The following is a 17,548-nucleotide window of genomic DNA, read 5'->3' on the forward strand; positions in this document are numbered from 1 at the left end:
TAAGGTTCCCTAAAAATCTTATGCCGTGACACGTAGGGCGGTTAACTGTAGTTAAAAACCATACTTTAGTCGTCGTTGGTCAAAAGCGTTTCTTCCGCCTTCGAGGATATCTGCCGACAGCCTCTGTATCTCCGGAAGGTCAATGGCTCCTTGGTGCTGCTCAGGAATCGTTGCCTGATCATCATCTGCCGCAAAGACGCCAATCCACTCTGCGTCACCGAAAACCGGGATATTGGCATTGTGCGTGGCAAAGAGGAATTGGCGATCGAGCTTTGCCTTGCGTAGTTCCGCGACGATACGTTCGGCAATAAAAGCGTTATCGAGGTTGTCTTCAGGCTGGTCAAGAATGAGCGGGTCCTGGTTATCGAGCAACAACAAGTGCAGGATCGCTGTACATTGCTGGCCAGTAGAGAGACGCTCTAGCGGCTTATATTGCTCTTGAGCATCGTCATGGGCCACATTTAGCTCGATAGTAACGTGATCCGGAAGAGAAAGCTCTTCTAGCTCCAGAAGCTTACTTTCTGGAAGCCGGGCTAAGGCATCGGCGGCCGTAGGCACTACCCCCCAATCCTGCTCAAGCAAAGAGTCTCGCCCATTTCGAATGATATTGGCTAAGCGAACAGGAGAGGCATCGCACTCCAGCACCCATGCCAAGCGCTTCTCACCGATGCCTTCAAGATTGCAATTCTTCAAGAAGTCCAAAAGAGGCTTCCGGTCTCCTTCAACCTTCATGTCAAGGCGTAGCTTCCCCTTGAGCTTTCTTTGCAGCCGTTTCAGAGCTTGTTTGAGGGTGGAAGCGCGTTCGCTAAGCGTATCACCGAGTGCAGCCAACAGGCCCTGTCGCTCGCTCCACAGTGCATCCAGATGTGCCTGGCGCTGTTGCAGCTTGGCTTGCTTTGGTTGAATTCGCTCAATCGCCTGCAGAATACTTTTGTAGTCGTTGCCAATCTCCCGGCCAGACTTACCTTGGCTTTCAGGAATTTGCTTGAAGTGCTTTTCCAAATCAACCTCTTGCTGCTGGACTTTTTCCAGCAGCGCAGCCTCAAGTGCTTGGTGTTCACCTTGAGCGAGACGGGCTGAATTGATGGCTTCTTCGAGCAGCCGCTCGACGCTTTCGCGTAGCTTATCCAAGGTTGCGCGTTGCTGACGCAGGATGCCGGCATCTGGTAGATTAGCTAGTGCGTTATCGCTAAGGAAAGTGCTATCGGGCAACCCTTCTCGTGCGTATTCGATAGCATCGTAAATTCGGCTGACATCCTCTTTTGCCTTTGTGCTAAGCTGCTGCTCTTTTTCCAGAAAAGGAACTATTTTTAGCTTTTCTTCAAGGCCGAGTGACTTATAATGTTCCGCTTTTGCCTCCAGCTTGGGAAGCTGCTCGACATCAGCCTCGATTTCTGCCTTTTGCTGATTCGCTTTAACAATGGACTGACGGATTTCTGCCAGCTCTTTCCGGATTCCGGTGAGCCTCGCTTCATGATCACTATCCGATGACTGAAGGAATCTGGCAAGAAGACGCCGTTGATCATTTACTTCTTGTGTAATCTCATAAATCTCGTTCTGTCCAAAACACTCAAAACGGGGAAGAAGTTCGCTGGGTGTAAACGGCACAATTGTACCGCTTTCATCCTTGACGACTGAACTGTCACCGTGACGGCGTGATACGGTAAATCGCCTGCCATGCATGGTCGATGAGCGTACTGTTAAAAACACCTGAGCTTTTTCCTTGCCCAGGTTTTCCTCAATTGTGGCTTTGTGCTGCTTTAGAGCACTCCTGCCTAAAGGCTGAACAGAAAGTGCAAAGCGAATGCACTCGATTAAGGTTGACTTCCCCGAGCCTCTTCCACCGATAACGGCATTGAGATGGTCAGCCAACACTATGTCCAGGCCGTTTAAATAGCCGCCCACGACCTTGATCCTTTCTATTGACGAAGCGTGATGCTGTGGTGCATCTGAGTTGAGTCGGATGCGGGAGTCCGGATCGAGAAACGCTTGCTTGAACGATGCAAAGCAAGGTTTTGTCATCTTGACTAGACAAGATGCGCTCGGGTGCCTTAGCGTTTCCGGTGTTTCGATGTCACGTGAATTGATCACGGCTAAAGGCTTTTCTCTTTTGTAGTTTTCTTCCTTATTCCTAACGACCTTATAAAAGAATCCGCTTTCGGTCTTCTTGAGGCCTTCAACTGGGCCTGGAATCTGTGCTGCAGTGAGGTCAGATAATCGCCAAACATTATGCAAGCGCTGCTTGAGAACACCATCATCATTGGTAGCGTGTGCAGCAAAAGCAAAGCCGCCTAAGCTTCTAACTTTTTGCAAGATCTCCTGAGCAGCCTTGTGGACAGGGGCCTCCGGATTTTGAGTATTGATACCAAGCCCCACAGTCATCTGACCATGGAGATCGCGGAGGTCCATGTTTTCCGGGAACAGACATACAAAATGAGCCTGCTCGCTGGAGGCGATCTCGAAGCCAGGAAATACCACTATGCCGTGGGGTTCAGCCGCACGGCGAATGGCTTCGACATCCTCAACGCTTCCGTGGTCCGCAATACCAAGAATTTTGATCCCTTCTTCCAGGCATGTATCGATCAGTTGCTGGTTGTACGCCTCTTCAGACAAGCCATGGGATTGACTGCGGTATGTTTCCGCATAGCGATAGGGGTTGACCTGTAGCGCGCACTTCCAGAACTTGGCACCGGTGTAAGTCGCTGTCATGGTCATTTTCCCTCTGCTTGCTTGCTCGCAGCTTTCTTCGACGCCAACGTGAGGTGGTAGTCGTTGATCCGGTCGCCCTTGGCGCCGCCCAGCTGAGGGCCAAGGTTATACCAGGGGGCGGACTCCACATCCTTGCCGCGGTCCTTCTTCCAGTGGATGTTGGGCTTGTGGACGAGCACACCCGCGCCTTTCTTCTTGACGTCGGGCACGGACATGAAGGGGCGAATATTGAGGCGCACGCCGTCGTTGAGGTCGGGGTGCCAGCCTATGGGCTGCTCTTCCAGGGGTTTCCAACGCACGAAGATGTCGTAAGGCTCCTCGCCTTCGAGGATCAGCTCCAAGCTTTTCTGCAGTGCCTCCGCGGCGGCCAGGCGAGCCTCGGCGCCGTCGATGCCTTCACCGATCTGCTTCTTCTGCTGGGTGATCCAGTCGCCCAGATAGGTGTAGGTGAGGGTTTCCAGGGCCTTGTAGTCGAGCTTGTGATAGTTCACCAGCGCCGAGAAGCCGTCCTTGAGGCCGTCCCAGATGTGCCAGATGAATGGTCGGTTCTGGAACAACTTGCAGTGCTGCGCGAAGAACTTGTCGCGCAGCCAGCTCTCCAGGTCCTTGCCGGCATGGTCGACGCTCTCCAGTAGCTTGCTGCGGGTGGTGGCGGACCACTGATCGCCGTAGGCGTCAGCCAGCAGCGTCTCTAGGCGATCCACGGCACGGCGCTCTCCGCGCACGGCGGGCAGGCAAACGATGCCGTCGCGATCGGCATGGCTGAGCAGTGCCTCGCACCGGTTGACCCACTCGCGCTGCTCCTCGGCCAACTCCATCTCCGGGTCCAGCTCTGCCGGCCAGCGGTAGCCCAGGAGCCGGGCTACGGCCACCTGCAGCACGGTATCGTCGGTGCGCAGCGGGCCTTGGGCGGTCCATTTGGCCTTCTCGTCCCAGATTACCGAGCCGCAGGGGTGACCGTGGAAGATCCACTGGGTGGGGTCGTCTGTATAGGGCTCAGGGAGACCGTGAGGGTATTTTTGTTCAGCTACCTTGGTCCAATGGTCAAGATCAAAGGAAACTTTAAGAAGTGTTTTGGGCGCCAATTTTAATGAATTATCAAGAAGACGGACTTGCTTGCTGAAATCTCCAGATTCACAAAAAACCCAAAGTGCAGGCAGATTGGATTTATTTTTTGGAATAACAGCGCTGCTGTTTACATCGTAGCGTTGACCTGAGTAAATGGCGCATGCTGCTTTTCCCATAAGCCCAACGACGATCCCATGCTTCCCCCAGAATGGTTTGCCGGCCCTCCAGTTTTGAGCAGCATGGTTAAGATGCTTTACACTCTCAGCAAGAGCTGCAAGTGAGCCATTCTCATTTTCCCAACGGATAATTTGTTCTTTGCCAGAAAAGTTAGCCGTTTCATTAACAGCCGTTTGAACGGGCTCCCAGATCCAGCTCAGGTTTTCAACTTCCCAAAACATCTTGAAAAACTGATAAAGGTCGCCAGCATGTAGGCCGCTTCTCGCATCAGCAAATTTAACTAGTAAATCACGCTCCGAACTCTCTGGGTTTATAAAGCGCATGTCAGGGTTTTTTCTAATCTGCGCTATATCGACTTGGCTGATTGAGCCAGAAACCGTTGATCTAACATTATCTTGTATTTTTTTATTTGCTGAGTAGTCTGAAAGTGAGAACGAGCTTTCCTTTTCATTTCCAGCTTGGGAGATTATCAGAGCAGGGTTTGCCCGTATCGGTGTTGAAAAGGCATTCCATCCTAAGCGCAACACAAGAAGAGGCTTGTGCTTTTCTAGATAGTTTTCTCGATATTGCATGTAGGGCCCTAAGTAGAGCCACTCGCCGAGCGAAACTACTGCATAACTACCATTTGGCTTTATCCACTCCCTGATCCTTTCGATAAAAGCCATTGCCAAGTCATATTTACCTGTCGAATAGTGTTTTTCAATAAACTCGATGAGTCTAGGGTGGTGCTTTGAAACCCCTAAATAAGGAACGTTTGTTAGGGCTAGGTCGTATTTTTGGGAGAGGAGAACAGCAGATTTCGCCACCCCCTTTGCAACAACACCTACCTCAGAGCGCTCTTCATCTCTCTCATCCGCCAATACCTTAGAAATTATTGGCCCAACTTCTTCCCACTTTTGCTTAAACAGTGTTTCGTTGCCCAAGCTTGCCTCAGGATTGATCAAGCTTCCCAGAATTGGTGCGTCTTTGAACTGTTTATAAAGCTTTTCAAGAGCGATTCCTAAATTAGTGTCGTTCCCGGCCAAGTCCAGCCACTCACTTTTTTTTGCATTGATCGCAAGGCCGGAGCAGGCAAGATGCAGCTCGGGCAGTTTGCGGTAGCCGCCGGTACCGGGGTAGCGCCAGGCGGTAAGGGCCAGGGCAAAGGCAGCAAGCTCCACGCAGCGCTGGTCGATCTCCAGGCCGTGCAGGTTGTCGCGCAGTACCGCGTCCACGGCCTCGCGGGCGCTCAAGCCCTCCAGCTCCATGCGCATGGGAACCAGCATTAGCAGGGCGGCGACCAGGAAGTGGCCGCTGCCGCAACAGGGGTCCAGGGTCTTGAGCTCGGCGAGGCTCTGGGGCCAGGCCTCGAAGGTGCCGGCGGCAGGTGTCCAGTTTCCGGTCTCCTCGTCCTTAACGAAGCGCAGGTACTCCAGTGGCACGCCGGGCAGGCTGGCCTTGTCGCGCAGCGCCTGCTCGCTTTCGGCACTGGCCAGGTCGGTTTCCGAGAGGCGCCGGGCGGCCCACCAGGCGCCCAGGCTGTTATCCAACAGGAAGTTGACCATATAGGGCTCGGTGAAGAGCTGCGTCACCGCGGGCAGCTCGTCAGCGCCGATCTTCACCTCGGAGCGGTTGATGCGCTCCTTGTTATCGGTCTGCCAGAACTGATAGACCCACCCCAGGCTGTCGCTGGCTTGGAATACCTCCAAGGGCAAATCAATCAGTAAGCCCTCCAGGTCGCGCTGGTACTCGGCGGCCAGTGTCAGCTCGAATACCGGGCTGTCGACGCGGAACACCTGGGGCAGCATGGTGCTGGCCAGCCCGGCGGCCAGGGCCCAGCCGCTGGGTTGGCCCTCCTCTTCCGCCAACTCTTCGCACTCCTCCAGGGTGACGGCCACGCCGTCATACATCAGCAAGTCGTTCTCGGCCAAAAAGCGAGCGAACAGCATGCGGTGCCAGTGTTCGTAGGCGATCTCACCGATCAGCCGGGTGACCGCCTGGGCGCCATCCTTGAGCGGGTCACCAAGGCTACGGGCATGGGCCCGCAGCCGGCGGCGCAGGCCACGCTGATCTTCACCGAGGTAACTGGGCGGGCTCTCCTCTCCGACACCAAGCTGCTCAAGGGCAGCTTCGGCAGCCTGTTCGGCGACCGGACGAGCCTTGCGGATGGTACGGTCGAGCTGGTTGCGGAGCGTCTTATCGAGTGGCTGCATGCCGATTCCTTGCGTAGGCGTTTCCGTTGCACGCGAGCATGAAATAACGGACAAAAAATGGATGCTCACGTGCATGCGATGATTCTTGCATCAGTGGCTGACGACAGGAATCAGCCGGGTGACTGCGTGATGACGGGGCCCTTTTCCAGCGCCTCATGGAGCTGCTGTCGAGCTTCTTCCAGCCAGGCGTCGATGTCGGCGTCGCTCTTGAGGGTCCGACGCGGCAGGTCGACGAACTGGATTGCAGGCTCCATGGCCTCGGCAGCCGCCACCAGCACCTCGTCGAAGCGGCTAGACAGCGCGGCGATACGATCGGCCAGCGCATCGGGCCGAACATGACTCAACGTCTCAAGCACTTCCTCGGTCGAGCCAAGCGCGATATCGGGGGCATGGGCGGCCGTCAGGCGCTTGCTTGCCAGCAGGTCATGTCGCTCGTCGGGTGAGAGCTGCTGCCAGTTGTCATCCGCGTCCAGACGCTGCATACCGCTAGCATGCTCTGCTTCGTAGCGCTGCTGCAGTTCGTTGAAGGTCTCACGGAACTGTTGGGTCAGGTTGGACAGCAGCGGCTGGACGGGGTCAGGGTCATCCAGCAGCGAGCGATGCTCACGAATCTGTTCGACCTGAGCGAGCAGCGGTGCTGCGTCCTGAAGGCTCTTGGCATGGTCGGCTAGACGGGTAAGCGTTGCCCAGGCAGGGCGGCGCTGGGTAATCTTGTCGGCGATGGCCTGCCAGTCATCGATGGCAGCCAGCAGCGCTTCCTGGTTGGTGACGATCGCCTTGAGTTGGTCGTTGCCACTACTCAACCGCACAGCTTCCAGGGCCTCGGACTGTGGCGGCGCAGGCAATGGGGCCCCGCCTCCGGCACGTTCCGCCAGGGTGCGGAGCGCTTCCACGAACTCGGGCGCCTTGGCGGACTCCTCGCCGGACTTGGCATGGACACCGAGCTTCTGCATCACCTTACGGATCTTGATGCGCTCACCGGCGGAGATGGTGGTGGCCTCCATCCGGAAGTCGGTCTTACCGATGGCACGACGGTCGAGCTCCTGCGGCGCCACGCCGTCGGCGGTACGAATCTGCCCGGCCACTAACAGTGCCTGAAGGGCGCCATCCACGGCGTCCTGAGGCCAACCATACTCACCATGCTCGAAGTGATCGCGGATCTCGCTGCCTTTCTTCCCGTTACCCAGATAGCTGAGGATGGCCTTACAGACCGGGTGATTCTGGGGCTCGCCATCAAAGCCAATGGCTTTAAGAGCGTCGGGAGCCCCCTGCTTGGCCTTGGTGTATACCTTGTCCCAGCTGGCATGGTCGGCCTGCTGAAACTTCGGATGCAAACGAGCCAAGGCGTTCTCGGCACCTTCCAGGATGGCGTCACGCAGGGTGGCACCAACGATCTCGTTGCCACCGCCCTGGAAGACCTGGGCGCCGTTGAAGGCTTCATCCAGCAGCTCGCGGATACGCCGTTGGGCGGCATCACGGGTGGTCTGCATAGCTGCCTGGGCTTCCTGACCTTCAGGAGTGCCTGGCGTGCCGCGGGTTTCCAGTGTTGCCGCAGCCGCCCTGAATTCGATCAGCTGGTTGCGCAATTCATCGGCAGAGCGCTTGGGAATGAAAACGAACAGCGTCGGCGACTCAGACCCGGCCTGGCGGGCATCGGCGCGTACTTGACTGATATCGTCGGACCAGCCGTTACGCACCCAGACATACAGCTTTTCATTCGCGTCATTGGGTAGCGTCGTGTCGAACACAGGGGACAACGGCCGCGGCACCTTGGCCTCACCATGGGGCAACGACAGGTTGCCCACCTGCTTGGCAAAGTGCTTATGAATCAGGTCGTCGCGCTCGGTCTCGATCTGGTGGGTCGCATTGCCGAGCGTGCTTTTGTGGCTCAGGAAGGCGTCATTCCAGGCGGCGCTCTCTTCGGTCTGGATGCGGTACTCGTCGCCCACCTTGATGATGAACTCACACGCATCGAGTAACCCAGGCAAGCGACTGCGCAGCGAGCTACTGCCGGCCTTGAGGTCATCGACCAGCAGGTCGGCAATATTGCTCAGCGTGGGTTTCAGGCCGAGTTCGGTGTTGGTACTGGCGACCTTGTTGATCAAGAACACGACCGCACAGGCACGAGCCATCAAACGCTCATCATCACTGCCGTTCCGCCATTGCTGGGTGGCGTCGTGCAGCTTTCGCGGCAGCATGCGGAACTGTAGCAGTTTGTCGGTGGCATCGAAGAACAGGTAATCACCCGGGATGATGTTACCCAGCGGCTCATCCAGGTTGGTCTGAATCGCCTTGTGGATCATGCTCAGCTGGTTACGCAGCTGACTATCGGTGCCTGTCTGGTCGAGTACGCGCAGGGCGGCGTCCCAGAAGCGGCGGCGCACCGGCAGGATCGGGTAATCCTGGGCGAAGTGGTGGGTGTCCTCCTGGCGGTGAGCGATGGAGGTCTCGGAGAGATGGCGAGAGATCTCCCCCACGTTGTCTTCCATCACCTCTTTGACCGGCCCCTTGGCCTCTGGCTTCTTGGCCAGGACGACCTGCCGGATCACCGCATCCACGTCCGCGTCCGAGAGTTCGATGCGGGTGGTAAAGCGACCCTGCAGACGCGCGAGGTTGCTGGTCCCGGTAATGGCCGTTTGGCCTGTGCCGATGAACATCAGTCGACTACCGATCTCCTTGCAGCAGGCCTCTACCGCCTCCTGTACGTCGATAGATCGCTGGCCGTCGGTGCCGATGTACTGTTGTACCTCGTCCAGCACCACCAGGGTCAGCGGCATCTTGCCATCCTGGCTGAGCGCCTGACGGATGGCTTTGAGCATTTCGTCGCTGCTGACGTCGTTGACGTGGGGATAGAGGTGGCTGAGGGTCTCGGTGAAGGACTCAACGCTACCGAAGACCCTTGGCTTGGCCTTAGCCAGCGCTTCATGAAGCGACTCGGCGACGTAGAAGTTGTCGAGCTCTTCCTGCCAGTCGTCACCGCGACTGATGACATCGTCGCGTACTTGGTCGAAGATGCCCTCGTCGCGCAGCCACATGACGAAGCGAGCCACGGGGTACTGCTGCGGTAAGCCAGCGGCGCGGAAGATCACCGAGAGCAGCGCCAGGCGAACGCTCTTGTCGCGAGAGCTGGCCCCAAGGGTGCCGGAAGCGGCGAACAGGCCGCCGTGACGTTTGCCCTGGGTAGAGAGCTCCTTGAACAGGTCCTGAATCTCCTGGGGCAGGTGGACCAGGCCCCGGGCGGTCGCACCGTCATCGAAAGCCACGTCTTCCCACAGGTTGCGCAGCATCTTGGCCATGTGCGACTTGCCCGAGCCAAAGAAGCCGCTGATCCATACCCCCGGCTGCTGGGAAGTACCACTACTCAGGTTGCGGAGGTAAGTGTCGAGGATATCCTGCATGCCCCTGGCGTACTGGCCATCGCAGACGAAGGTCTCCAGTTCATAGCGAAGCACGGCCTGGGCGCGGCTGCTGGTGTCGTCGTTGACATACGCCACCCCCTCGTTCACCAAATGCTGATGTGACGGATCCTTGGCATAAATATCGCGATTGCGCATGCGTCCTTTCCCCTGCGATAGCGTACTGCGTTCAAAAAATGTTCGTGCGGCTTACCGGGCACCGTCGGCGGTGATCGGGGTGGCGAGATAGTTCCACCCGTCGTAGCCGTCCAGCAACCGGTAGTTGTTGTTCTCGAAGCTGCCCGGGAAGAGCACCACCAACCTGCCTGGCACATGGGGAGCCAAGCGGTCGACGACTTCCTTGACCTTCAGCAACCCAAAGAGGCTGCCGACACCATAGAGCGCGACGACGTGGTGATCGCCCACCCCCTCGCTGCTTAGCTCTGCGGTGAACCTCGTCTCTAACCAATCCAAGTAACGATGGATGACAGTAGCGAGCTTTGCTGGGGACCTAAAGTAGCCTTTGGCGTATTTCTGTTCGGCCATCCACTGGGCAAAGGTGTCGGTCAGGTCGAAGGGCATCCAGTCATGGCCTTGCTGCCGGGTGACAAGCTCGAGCTCACCCAGATTGGCGCGAAGGCGTAGCTCCTCAGTCTCTGGGTAGACGCAGAAGACGACCCGCTGAGCAGCAGCAGCGTCATCCCGCCACGGTAGGGCAATGAAACGACCGTAGGATTCGATCAGGCGTTTAACCTTGCTCATGAGGGAGCTCCTTGTTGAAGGCGGCATCCTTGCCGGCTTGCATGGCGCTCGCGGCAACTGGGGCTAGCGCCGGGAAGTCGACATCCACCACGTTATCGACGCGCCGCATGACCATCCATCCCCTCGCCGAGGCCTGGGCGGCCAACTCCAGCAGCCGATCACTGCCAACATCTAAGACCCGACAGTAGGGGCTTTGCAGCAGCAGCTCTCCCCTGCCGCCCTGTAACCAGGCAAGATAGAGTGCGTAGGCGGCAGCGCCTATCGCAGGCTGCAATTGGGTGCGTACCTTGTTTACGCGGCCCTTGAGGTGACCAGACTTGGTAAGGCTGCTGTTGATGTTTTGCGCCACGGACTTCCGTGTCGCCGGGCTGAACCGCTCAGGCCAGAGAGCTTCAATCTTCTCCTCAAGCCATTCTCGGGACACAGGCTCGCCAGGAGACTTGGCCAGAACCGCCGGCATGGTGTCACGGAGTAGGCTGTCACGCGCGACAGCCGCGAGCAGGGCCAGCTGTGGGCGAGCCGCTACGTCGCGTGACCAGAAGAAGCGCAGACCAGCATGAACCGGGTTGGCGGGATCGAGCCCGTAGAGCTCAGCCAGATGCCGAGCCGTTAGCTGACGAGTGCGGCCGGAGCGCTTGGCCAGGCAGTTATGGTCACGCACCGCCGCTTGGTAGGCTGCTGGTGGCGCATCGGCTTCCACTTGGCCGAAAAGTGTAGTCAGCTCATCAAGCATGATGGTGCGGGACACGTGTACGCCGCCCTGGCGGATCATGAACCCCATACTCTCGAGAGTGGTTTGGTCATGCATTCGGCTTACCACCCTCATAGGCCCCGCCATTGCGGACCCAGCCATCTACCTCATCGCGTTTGAACTTCCAGAGCCTGCCGATGCGGTGCGCCGGCATATCACGCTCCGAGATCCACCGATAGATGGTGTCGCGCTTGACGCCCAGGTACTCGCCGATCTCATCGACGGAAAGCCACCGGTCTTCCATGCTTTGTCCTTGATGAACCTTGTTAAGCGGAATCTAGCAGATTCTGAGCTTGTTTTGTTGGTTTGGGTGGTTAGCCGATTCGCTTTTGGCACATGGCACTGACCTCCCGGCTGGGCTGGCGGTGCTGCAATGCTGCACATCAGGCTCCAGCCGGGAGAGAGCTCTCTTCTTCATTCCTATTTCTGCGTTTACCGGGCTCCTCAGCTCACTCTATCCTGCTGAAATGTAAAAAAATAAAACTCATCACGATCCAGCTACCCGCCTCAGACCGCCGAGTCGGGCGGACATGAGGCAGGTAGCGAGACAAGTAGGTCAATTGGCCCTGAGACGCACTATCGACCTTGACGGTCTGCCGCGCGCTGCTTTTATAGCCATCCCCGCTCAGCAAACGAGATACAGCCATCGTGAGCCACCACGACGTGATCGATGACCCGCACATCGATCAGGCCCAGCGCCTCTTGCAGGCGCTGGGTGATACGCCGATCGGCGTCGCTGGGTTCAGGGTCGCCAGAAGGGTGATTGTGAACCAGAATGACTGCAGCAGCGTTGGAGGCCAGGGCCTGCTTAACCACCTCTCTCGGATATACGCTGGCCGAGTCGATGGTGCCGCGAAACAGCTCCTCGAAGCGGATCACGCGGTGTTGGCTGTCGAGGAAGACAGCACTGAACACCTCGTGCTCGTAGTCCTGCAGCAGCACCTGCAAGTACTCGAACGCCAGCGCCGGCTGGGTGATTTTGCGCCCCCTGGCCAGCCGACGACGAGCGAATGCCTTGGCGATGCTCAAGAGCTCCGATTCAGTCACCGTGTCGGTGATGCGATAGGTGCCGGCGGTCTCGCCGGCACTCAGCTTGCGGTGGTTCATGATGTTGCTCCTCAGGCCGCCATGACCATGGCCATGCGGCGCTCCAGCTCCTCGTAGAAGGCCTCGACGCGCTCGGCGATGGTGCGGATCATCACCTCGTCCCGGTAGGCGCGCTTCACGAACAGCGGCATGCCTGGCCAGTAGCTGACGAAGTCGATCCACTCACGCTCGCTGACCCACAGCCCGCCTTGGCACTGCGCTACATGCTCCTGGGGCAGCTCATCGGCCAGCAGTAGCTCGATCTGGTACTTGGGCAGCTTGGTCTTGATCTCGACCAGGCCGTTGCTGTCCACCAGGCAGTCGGGCGAGTAGCCCACGCCGTGGTTGAGGATGATGCCGACCTGCTCCAGGCGGGACAGGCCGGTGGCCTCTTGGTAGAGCTCGCGGGCTACCGGCTCCAGTTCATGGCCGCGCTGGGTGTGAGCGTTGCCCTGGAAGGCGTCGGACGGCTCGCCGGTGATGCGCTCGCCGATCAGCTGATGCATGTAGCTCATCGCACCGGTACCGAAGCCTCCCGGCCCCTTGCCTTTGACCAGCAACGTTTTCAGCTCGGACATGGTGATGATGCCGAGCCGGGCGGCATGCCACTCGGGCGTGCCCTGGTCCAGTGTCAGGATCTGCATGACGTTCTCCTTCTCGATGACACGGCATAGACCAGCGAGGGGAGGCCCTCGCCGACCGGTCAGTGATGTTGATGGTTGGATTGCGCCCGCTTCTGCAGGGAGGCCCGCAATCTGTCGAAGTCGCCGCGCGGCACCTGCTCGGCGTCGCCGTACTTGCCGACGAACCACTCCTGGGTCGCCGGAGGGCAGGCGGCGATCAGCTGCCGGATCTGCCCGGCCTGGAAGGGGGTGACGAGCTTGACCGGGGCGGCGGCGTGACCGTTGTCGTCCTGGCCGCGGGTGGTGATGTTGAGCAGGGCACACAGCACGTAGCGCTTGCCGTAGCTGGTCGAGGAGCCAAAGGCTTGAACAGCATTCTTGCTGCCGCTGGTGTCGGCCGGCAGCAGCATGCTGGTCTCTTCCCGATGGCCGTCCTGGTGCATCAGCACGCCGGTGACCTGGATGCCGCGTTCCTGGGTCTGAATGCGGAAGCTCACCGCGAAGCCGTGTTTCTTCATGATCGGGCGCACGGTATCGACGATGTCCTCCAGAGTGGCGTAGTGACCGTTGTTGGTCTTGCCGCGCTCGGCGATGCTCGGCAGTTCGGTCTGCATGGCCGCCATCGCGGCGCTGTAGGCCATCAGCGCCTGGCGGTCGAGCACACGCTCCTGCATCTGAAGCAGACGCTCCATCTTGTCGATATCGACCTCGGGGTTGAGAGCGGCCCGCTCGATGACCTGGATGATCGCGGTGCTGTCCTGGGTGGCCTGTGCGACCGGTGCCTGGTTGGCGGTCTTGGGATGAATGGGGGTTGCCATGATGGCCTCCGTTATCGATAGCGTTGGATGACGTCTGTGAGCTCCTCGGCCGGGACCGGCTCCAGAGACACGGCCACGCGATAGACCTGGCCCTTGGCCAGCACGTGGGTCTCGGTCGCTCGCTCGCCAGCCTCCAGCAACTGACGCGTCAGCTGGGTCATCAACTGACATAGAGAAAGAGTTGGTCGATGTGATCTCATGGCGGGTTTCCATAAAAGAAAAGCCCGACCATGAAGGCCGGGCTTTTCAGGGAAAGATGATGAAAGATAAGGAATTTTTTTGTTATCCCTCCACACGACACTCACGTGCCGCGCTGATGACGAACCGCGTCATGTCCTCGACGGCTTCTTGACGGGGATTGACCGTCATCATCTGTAGCTCTTCATCACTGTAATGGCTTTCGAGTTTGTCATAGGTACATGTACAGATGGCTTTGCTGGTGCCTCCCTGAAGGCATCCAGAAAGAAACTCGCCTTTAAGCTCTGAGCTTTCATTCGAGCATCCAACTACGGAAAATACACTAAGCAGGGATAAGCCCAGCAAAGTGGGGGCTGAAAATCTCATTGCCATCACCCTCTAGCCCAGCACCAGAGCACAGCCCAATGCCACCCCAATGCCGAGTCCAATAAGCTGTGGTCCCACCAGCCAGAAGAGCTTGATGCCGAGTAGGCTGAAGAAGCCGCCGCTAGTGAATACCATATCAGGGTGGACGAATCGACGAAGCATATCCCCGAGCAGGGCGCCCACCACGCCAAACAAGGCTCCCAGCACACCCGCCAGAAGCTTCGCAAAAAAGCTGGCTCCCAATACCATCGGAGATGTATTGAATGTCAGCACTATGAACGAGACGATGATGGCGGCAATTCCCCAGCCCACCATAGCAGGGCTAAGCGAAGATACTGGTGAATTACTAGCCGTCTTATGATTTCCTTGTGACTCCATGTAATGACCTCATTGAAGATGAAACATTTCTGGAAGCTGGAAGCTACCAGGCAGATACGCAGCTGTTTTGGGGGCTGTCCAGCGGTGCTATGACGCTTTCGATATTTTTCGTAGGCAACCGAGAGCGGATGCCGCCAGCACTGATGTAGAGGTTGTTGGCTTGGCGAAGGGCTTGCCAAAACTCGGGAAAGAGATCTCCACACACACGGCAGTCGGTATAGAAGGGATTATTGTAAACCTCGCCATCAATGATGACGTCAAAGCCTTCCCCTCCCGACAGGGTGTCTGAGTGATAGCTCTTTCCCTCAATCGTAGCGGTAGCACTGATATAGCCGCCCGTTGAGCTTCCATCCTGGTAGTCAGGGCATGAAACAAGGAGGCTGTTGCGGTTGCCATCGTCAACCGCATACTCCGTCGTCCCCATTGCCCAGCCACTCGTCCATTCATACGTGCCAGCCAAGACCGGACCACTCAAGATCCCAAAGGCAAGCAATGTCCAAAGAAACCGCTTTTCCATATATGAATTCTCCTTTTCTGAATCCTTCCTCTTAGGGGTTGAGCCATTCTTGGATTTCACTAGCCCACTCAACAGGTTAGGGCTCAACCTTCTAAGATATCGGCTGCCCACGCGCGAACTTTAATTAGAAAAAATGCTGGTGATCAAAGTGCCAGCCATCTCTTAAGACATGCGCCTTGCATTGGCTGAGCCAAACCAGTCTGAGCAGATGATGCGCCAACTGAGTCAGGGCGTGGCAGATCTCGAGCGTCATTCGCGATGACATGAGCACCTCCAGAAACAGCAGCGCCCGGCCTTTGTGGGGCCGGGCGCTATGCCGTGGTAGGGGAAAGGCGAGGTAGAGAGAGCATAGAACCCCGTTCAGGCCACCAGCGCAAGGGCGGACTCCAGCGCCTTGTCCTTGAGGCCTGCGCCCTGGCCAAACCAGGCGGAGTCCATGCGGTAGTCGTTGCTGCGGGCGCGCTTCTCGTGATCCACGTACTCGGTGACCGCGTTGAGCAGCCCCCAGGCGGTGCCTTGCGCCGTGCACAGCTGGGAGCCGCGCCCCTCGCCCTGATAGAGCTTCTGGACGCGATTGAGGGCGCGAACGTTGGGTAGCTTGGACGGATCGTCCAGCGGCGCCTCGGCGTTGCAGATCACCGACTGGAAGTAGGTCCTCGCTTCCTCCTGGCTGACCTTTCGCTCGGCCAGGGTCTTGAGGCGATACATGAAGTCGTCCCACTGCGACACGGAGATCCCCAACTGCTGCTTGACCAGCTGCGGACGGAACTCGGTGCTGTGAGGCACCTTCACGCCCTGCGAAGTGCCGTCCACGGCGATGGTCAGGGTGTTGTTGCAGACCACCCGCACGGACGTCGGGGTGGCGACGGTGGCCAGGGAGCCGTCGCAGGAGGTGGCCAGCAGCAGGTAGTCGTTGACCTGATCCTGGCCCTTCAGAGCACTGCCCAGGCCACTCTTGGCCAACGCCCAGAACTTGCGCCCGCCTTTGAGCACACCGGCGGTCTCAAGCTCATAACCCGCGTATTCCGTGAGGTCCCGGTAGAACTCCAGGACCTCCTCCGGTTGCACCACCTTGTAACGCTGAGAGACCACCGACAGCGGGGCCCGGGTATCGGAGCGATAGAGGACCTTCTGCTCGGGGAATGAGTGAATGCTGCCCAGATGGCCGGCACCATCGGTGATGAAGCGCACCGGGGATTCCTCGATGTGCCAGTCCATGCCGGCCTGCTGCCGCCAGACCTCCAACGGCTGATGGCGGGAGAGCTGCTGGCCCAGGCCATGCCAGGGGGTATCGCCGACGTAGGCCATTTGTTCGATCAGATGTGCCATGGGGAAAGCTCCTTGGATGTCGAGCACGGCATAACGGCCCGCTCCCCTAGGAGCAGGCCGACTGTGAGCAAGTAGAGAAAGAATCGTGTGGGTATCGCCGATCAGCGATGGACTCGAGAGACGGACCGTGAGGGGTCAATCGACATGGGGGCGGAAGGTGTGGCCACAGGCACGGCACTCGAGATTGTCGAGCACCTGGCTATCAAGCTCGCTGCCGAGGCGAGCCCCGGCGACGCCGCCCGCCGTGCCACCGACCAATCCACCAAAGACGGCGCCAGCGATGCTTCCGACGGCGACCCCTACCGGACCGCCTACTGCGCCAACCAACGCGCCGGCCTCGGCACCACTCCAGGCGCCGGCCGCCCCACTGGCGGTGCCGGCCACCGCACCCGTGGTGCCACCTACCTTTCGACCATGATGGCGCGACACCAACCGCGACGCGCCACAGCTGGGACATGACATCGGCATTTGCACTACCTCCTCCATCGGGAAAGACATGAGAACGAAGCCATCCGTCTGGGGCTTCAAGGAGGTAGTACAGGTTTGAGATTCGGTTAAATCGACAACGGGAAAGATCTTTCCTATCAGACCGAAAACATCGTCGAGGTGTACGTCAGCTACGGGAAAAAGCCGGGTTTTCCGGGCTCCGCCGGATTCCTGAGCACGTTTCAGAACATCCATCCGATGTGTCCCAGGATGACGAGTAAAGACGATGTAATGTTTTACAGCGCTGTGAGATGGGATGCAGCGAAACCGTGACATCAGAACGTCACGGTGTCTTGTACGAATCGATAACGGAATTTCCCGGAAAAGTGAGTGACACCGCATTCGTCAGAAAACTGGGGCGATTGGCATGGCCAGGGATAGGGTTTCCCTAGGGTTCCGACATGCGTCACTGACGGGTAAGTATTATAGGGAGATTCACTAGACTCCTAACAGGGTCTACAGGGATAGATACAAGACCATGATGGGCTCACTTGTGAAAGCCCATCCAGGATCGATATAGATCATCCAAGGAGTGGTCTCGCACAGACCACTCCCTATGGAATCACTATCAAACATGACCTTCTAGGATTGACCTCACAGGCGTCTGGAGAACGCCTGATGATGAATCTCAATGATCGTCAGCATCACGCTAAGGTCAACGCCTACCGTTCCCTATCATCCCTCTATCGACCG

Annotated in this window: 14 protein-coding genes; all 14 read right to left on the reverse strand. The window is 58.0% G+C overall.

The window, feature by feature from the left end; genetic code table 11:
- Window positions 1–51: 51 nt before the first annotated feature.
- The gene (locus C9J49_RS09490; protein WP_181454274.1) at window positions 52–2,709 is read right to left on the reverse strand and encodes a TrlF family AAA-like ATPase; all 2,658 of its coding nucleotides are present in this window, start codon (window positions 2,707–2,709) and stop codon (window positions 52–54) included.
- 2 nt (window positions 2,710–2,711) lie between these two features.
- Window positions 2,712–6,146, reverse strand: a complete 3,435-nt coding sequence (locus C9J49_RS09495; RefSeq protein WP_107181353.1) for an Eco57I restriction-modification methylase domain-containing protein — start codon at window positions 6,144–6,146, stop codon at window positions 2,712–2,714.
- 110 nt (window positions 6,147–6,256) lie between these two features.
- Window positions 6,257–9,700, reverse strand: a complete 3,444-nt coding sequence (gene brxC / locus C9J49_RS09500; RefSeq protein WP_107181354.1) for a BREX system P-loop protein BrxC — start codon at window positions 9,698–9,700, stop codon at window positions 6,257–6,259.
- Window positions 9,701–9,751: 51 nt separating this feature from the next.
- Entirely contained in the window at window positions 9,752–10,303 is a 552-nt protein-coding gene (locus C9J49_RS09505; protein WP_107181355.1) for a BREX protein BrxB domain-containing protein, read from the reverse strand.
- Window positions 10,290–11,111 (reverse strand): hypothetical protein, encoded by an 822-nt coding sequence (locus tag C9J49_RS09510; protein WP_181454275.1) that lies wholly within the window; start codon window positions 11,109–11,111, stop codon window positions 10,290–10,292. Before C9J49_RS09510 ends, C9J49_RS09505 begins: the two co-directional genes overlap by 14 nt.
- Entirely contained in the window at window positions 11,104–11,298 is a 195-nt protein-coding gene (locus C9J49_RS09515; protein ID WP_107181356.1) for a helix-turn-helix domain-containing protein, read from the reverse strand. The genes C9J49_RS09510 and C9J49_RS09515 overlap by 8 nt, the downstream gene beginning before the upstream one ends.
- A gap of 365 nt (window positions 11,299–11,663) precedes the next feature.
- The gene (gene radC / locus C9J49_RS09520) at window positions 11,664–12,161 is read right to left on the reverse strand and encodes a DNA repair protein RadC (protein ID WP_107181357.1); all 498 of its coding nucleotides are present in this window, start codon (window positions 12,159–12,161) and stop codon (window positions 11,664–11,666) included.
- An 11-nt stretch (window positions 12,162–12,172) separates the two neighbouring features.
- A complete protein-coding gene (locus tag C9J49_RS09525) occupies window positions 12,173–12,784 on the reverse strand; it encodes a lambda exonuclease family protein (RefSeq protein WP_107181358.1) in 612 nt (203 codons plus the stop codon).
- A 59-nt stretch (window positions 12,785–12,843) separates the two neighbouring features.
- A complete protein-coding gene (locus C9J49_RS09530; RefSeq protein ID WP_107181359.1) occupies window positions 12,844–13,581 on the reverse strand; it encodes an ERF family protein in 738 nt (245 codons plus the stop codon).
- A gap of 11 nt (window positions 13,582–13,592) precedes the next feature.
- Entirely contained in the window at window positions 13,593–13,742 is a 150-nt protein-coding gene (locus C9J49_RS17170; protein WP_181454276.1) for a hypothetical protein, read from the reverse strand.
- A 415-nt stretch (window positions 13,743–14,157) separates the two neighbouring features.
- Window positions 14,158–14,523 carry a hypothetical protein gene (locus tag C9J49_RS09535; protein ID WP_220084857.1) on the reverse strand — a complete coding sequence of 122 codons (366 nt, stop codon included), beginning with the start codon at window positions 14,521–14,523 and terminating at the stop codon, window positions 14,158–14,160.
- 43 nt (window positions 14,524–14,566) lie between these two features.
- On the reverse strand, window positions 14,567–15,040 hold the full coding sequence (locus C9J49_RS09540; protein ID WP_107181361.1) for a hypothetical protein: 474 nt from the start codon (window positions 15,038–15,040) through the stop codon (window positions 14,567–14,569).
- A 360-nt stretch (window positions 15,041–15,400) separates the two neighbouring features.
- A complete protein-coding gene (locus C9J49_RS09545) occupies window positions 15,401–16,369 on the reverse strand; it encodes a DUF932 domain-containing protein (RefSeq protein ID WP_107181362.1) in 969 nt (322 codons plus the stop codon).
- A 135-nt stretch (window positions 16,370–16,504) separates the two neighbouring features.
- Complete coding sequence (locus C9J49_RS17335) at window positions 16,505–17,050, reverse strand: hypothetical protein (protein WP_258393862.1); 546 nt, start codon at window positions 17,048–17,050, stop codon at window positions 16,505–16,507.
- Window positions 17,051–17,548 lie beyond the last annotated feature (498 nt).

It is taken from the genome of Halomonas sp. SL1, assembly GCF_003030865.2.
Lineage (GTDB): Bacteria > Pseudomonadota > Gammaproteobacteria > Pseudomonadales > Halomonadaceae > Halomonas > Halomonas halophila.

Excerpts from the sequence above, each read along its gene's own strand:
- C9J49_RS09505 (WP_107181355.1), bottom strand. The coding sequence starts at position 10,303 with ATGAGCAAGGTTAAACGCCTGATCGAATCCTACGGTCGTTTCATTGCC.
- C9J49_RS09490 (WP_181454274.1), bottom strand. The coding sequence starts at position 2,709 with ATGACAGCGACTTACACCGGTGCCAAGTTCTGGAAGTGCGCGCTACAG.
- brxC (WP_107181354.1), bottom strand. The coding sequence starts at position 9,700 with ATGCGCAATCGCGATATTTATGCCAAGGATCCGTCACATCAGCATTTG.
- C9J49_RS17170 (WP_181454276.1), bottom strand. The coding sequence starts at position 13,742 with ATGACCCAGCTGACGCGTCAGTTGCTGGAGGCTGGCGAGCGAGCGACC.
- C9J49_RS09495 (WP_107181353.1), bottom strand. The coding sequence starts at position 6,146 with ATGCAGCCACTCGATAAGACGCTCCGCAACCAGCTCGACCGTACCATC.
- C9J49_RS09545 (WP_107181362.1), bottom strand. The coding sequence starts at position 16,369 with ATGGCACATCTGATCGAACAAATGGCCTACGTCGGCGATACCCCCTGG.
- C9J49_RS09540 (WP_107181361.1), bottom strand. The coding sequence starts at position 15,040 with ATGGAAAAGCGGTTTCTTTGGACATTGCTTGCCTTTGGGATCTTGAGT.
- C9J49_RS09510 (WP_181454275.1), bottom strand. The coding sequence starts at position 11,111 with ATGCATGACCAAACCACTCTCGAGAGTATGGGGTTCATGATCCGCCAG.
- C9J49_RS17335 (WP_258393862.1), bottom strand. The coding sequence starts at position 17,050 with ATGGATGTTCTGAAACGTGCTCAGGAATCCGGCGGAGCCCGGAAAACC.
- radC (WP_107181357.1), bottom strand. The coding sequence starts at position 12,161 with ATGAACCACCGCAAGCTGAGTGCCGGCGAGACCGCCGGCACCTATCGC.
- C9J49_RS09530 (WP_107181359.1), bottom strand. The coding sequence starts at position 13,581 with ATGGCAACCCCCATTCATCCCAAGACCGCCAACCAGGCACCGGTCGCA.
- C9J49_RS09525 (WP_107181358.1), bottom strand. The coding sequence starts at position 12,784 with ATGCAGATCCTGACACTGGACCAGGGCACGCCCGAGTGGCATGCCGCC.
- C9J49_RS09515 (WP_107181356.1), bottom strand. The coding sequence starts at position 11,298 with ATGGAAGACCGGTGGCTTTCCGTCGATGAGATCGGCGAGTACCTGGGC.
- C9J49_RS09535 (WP_220084857.1), bottom strand. The coding sequence starts at position 14,523 with ATGGAGTCACAAGGAAATCATAAGACGGCTAGTAATTCACCAGTATCT.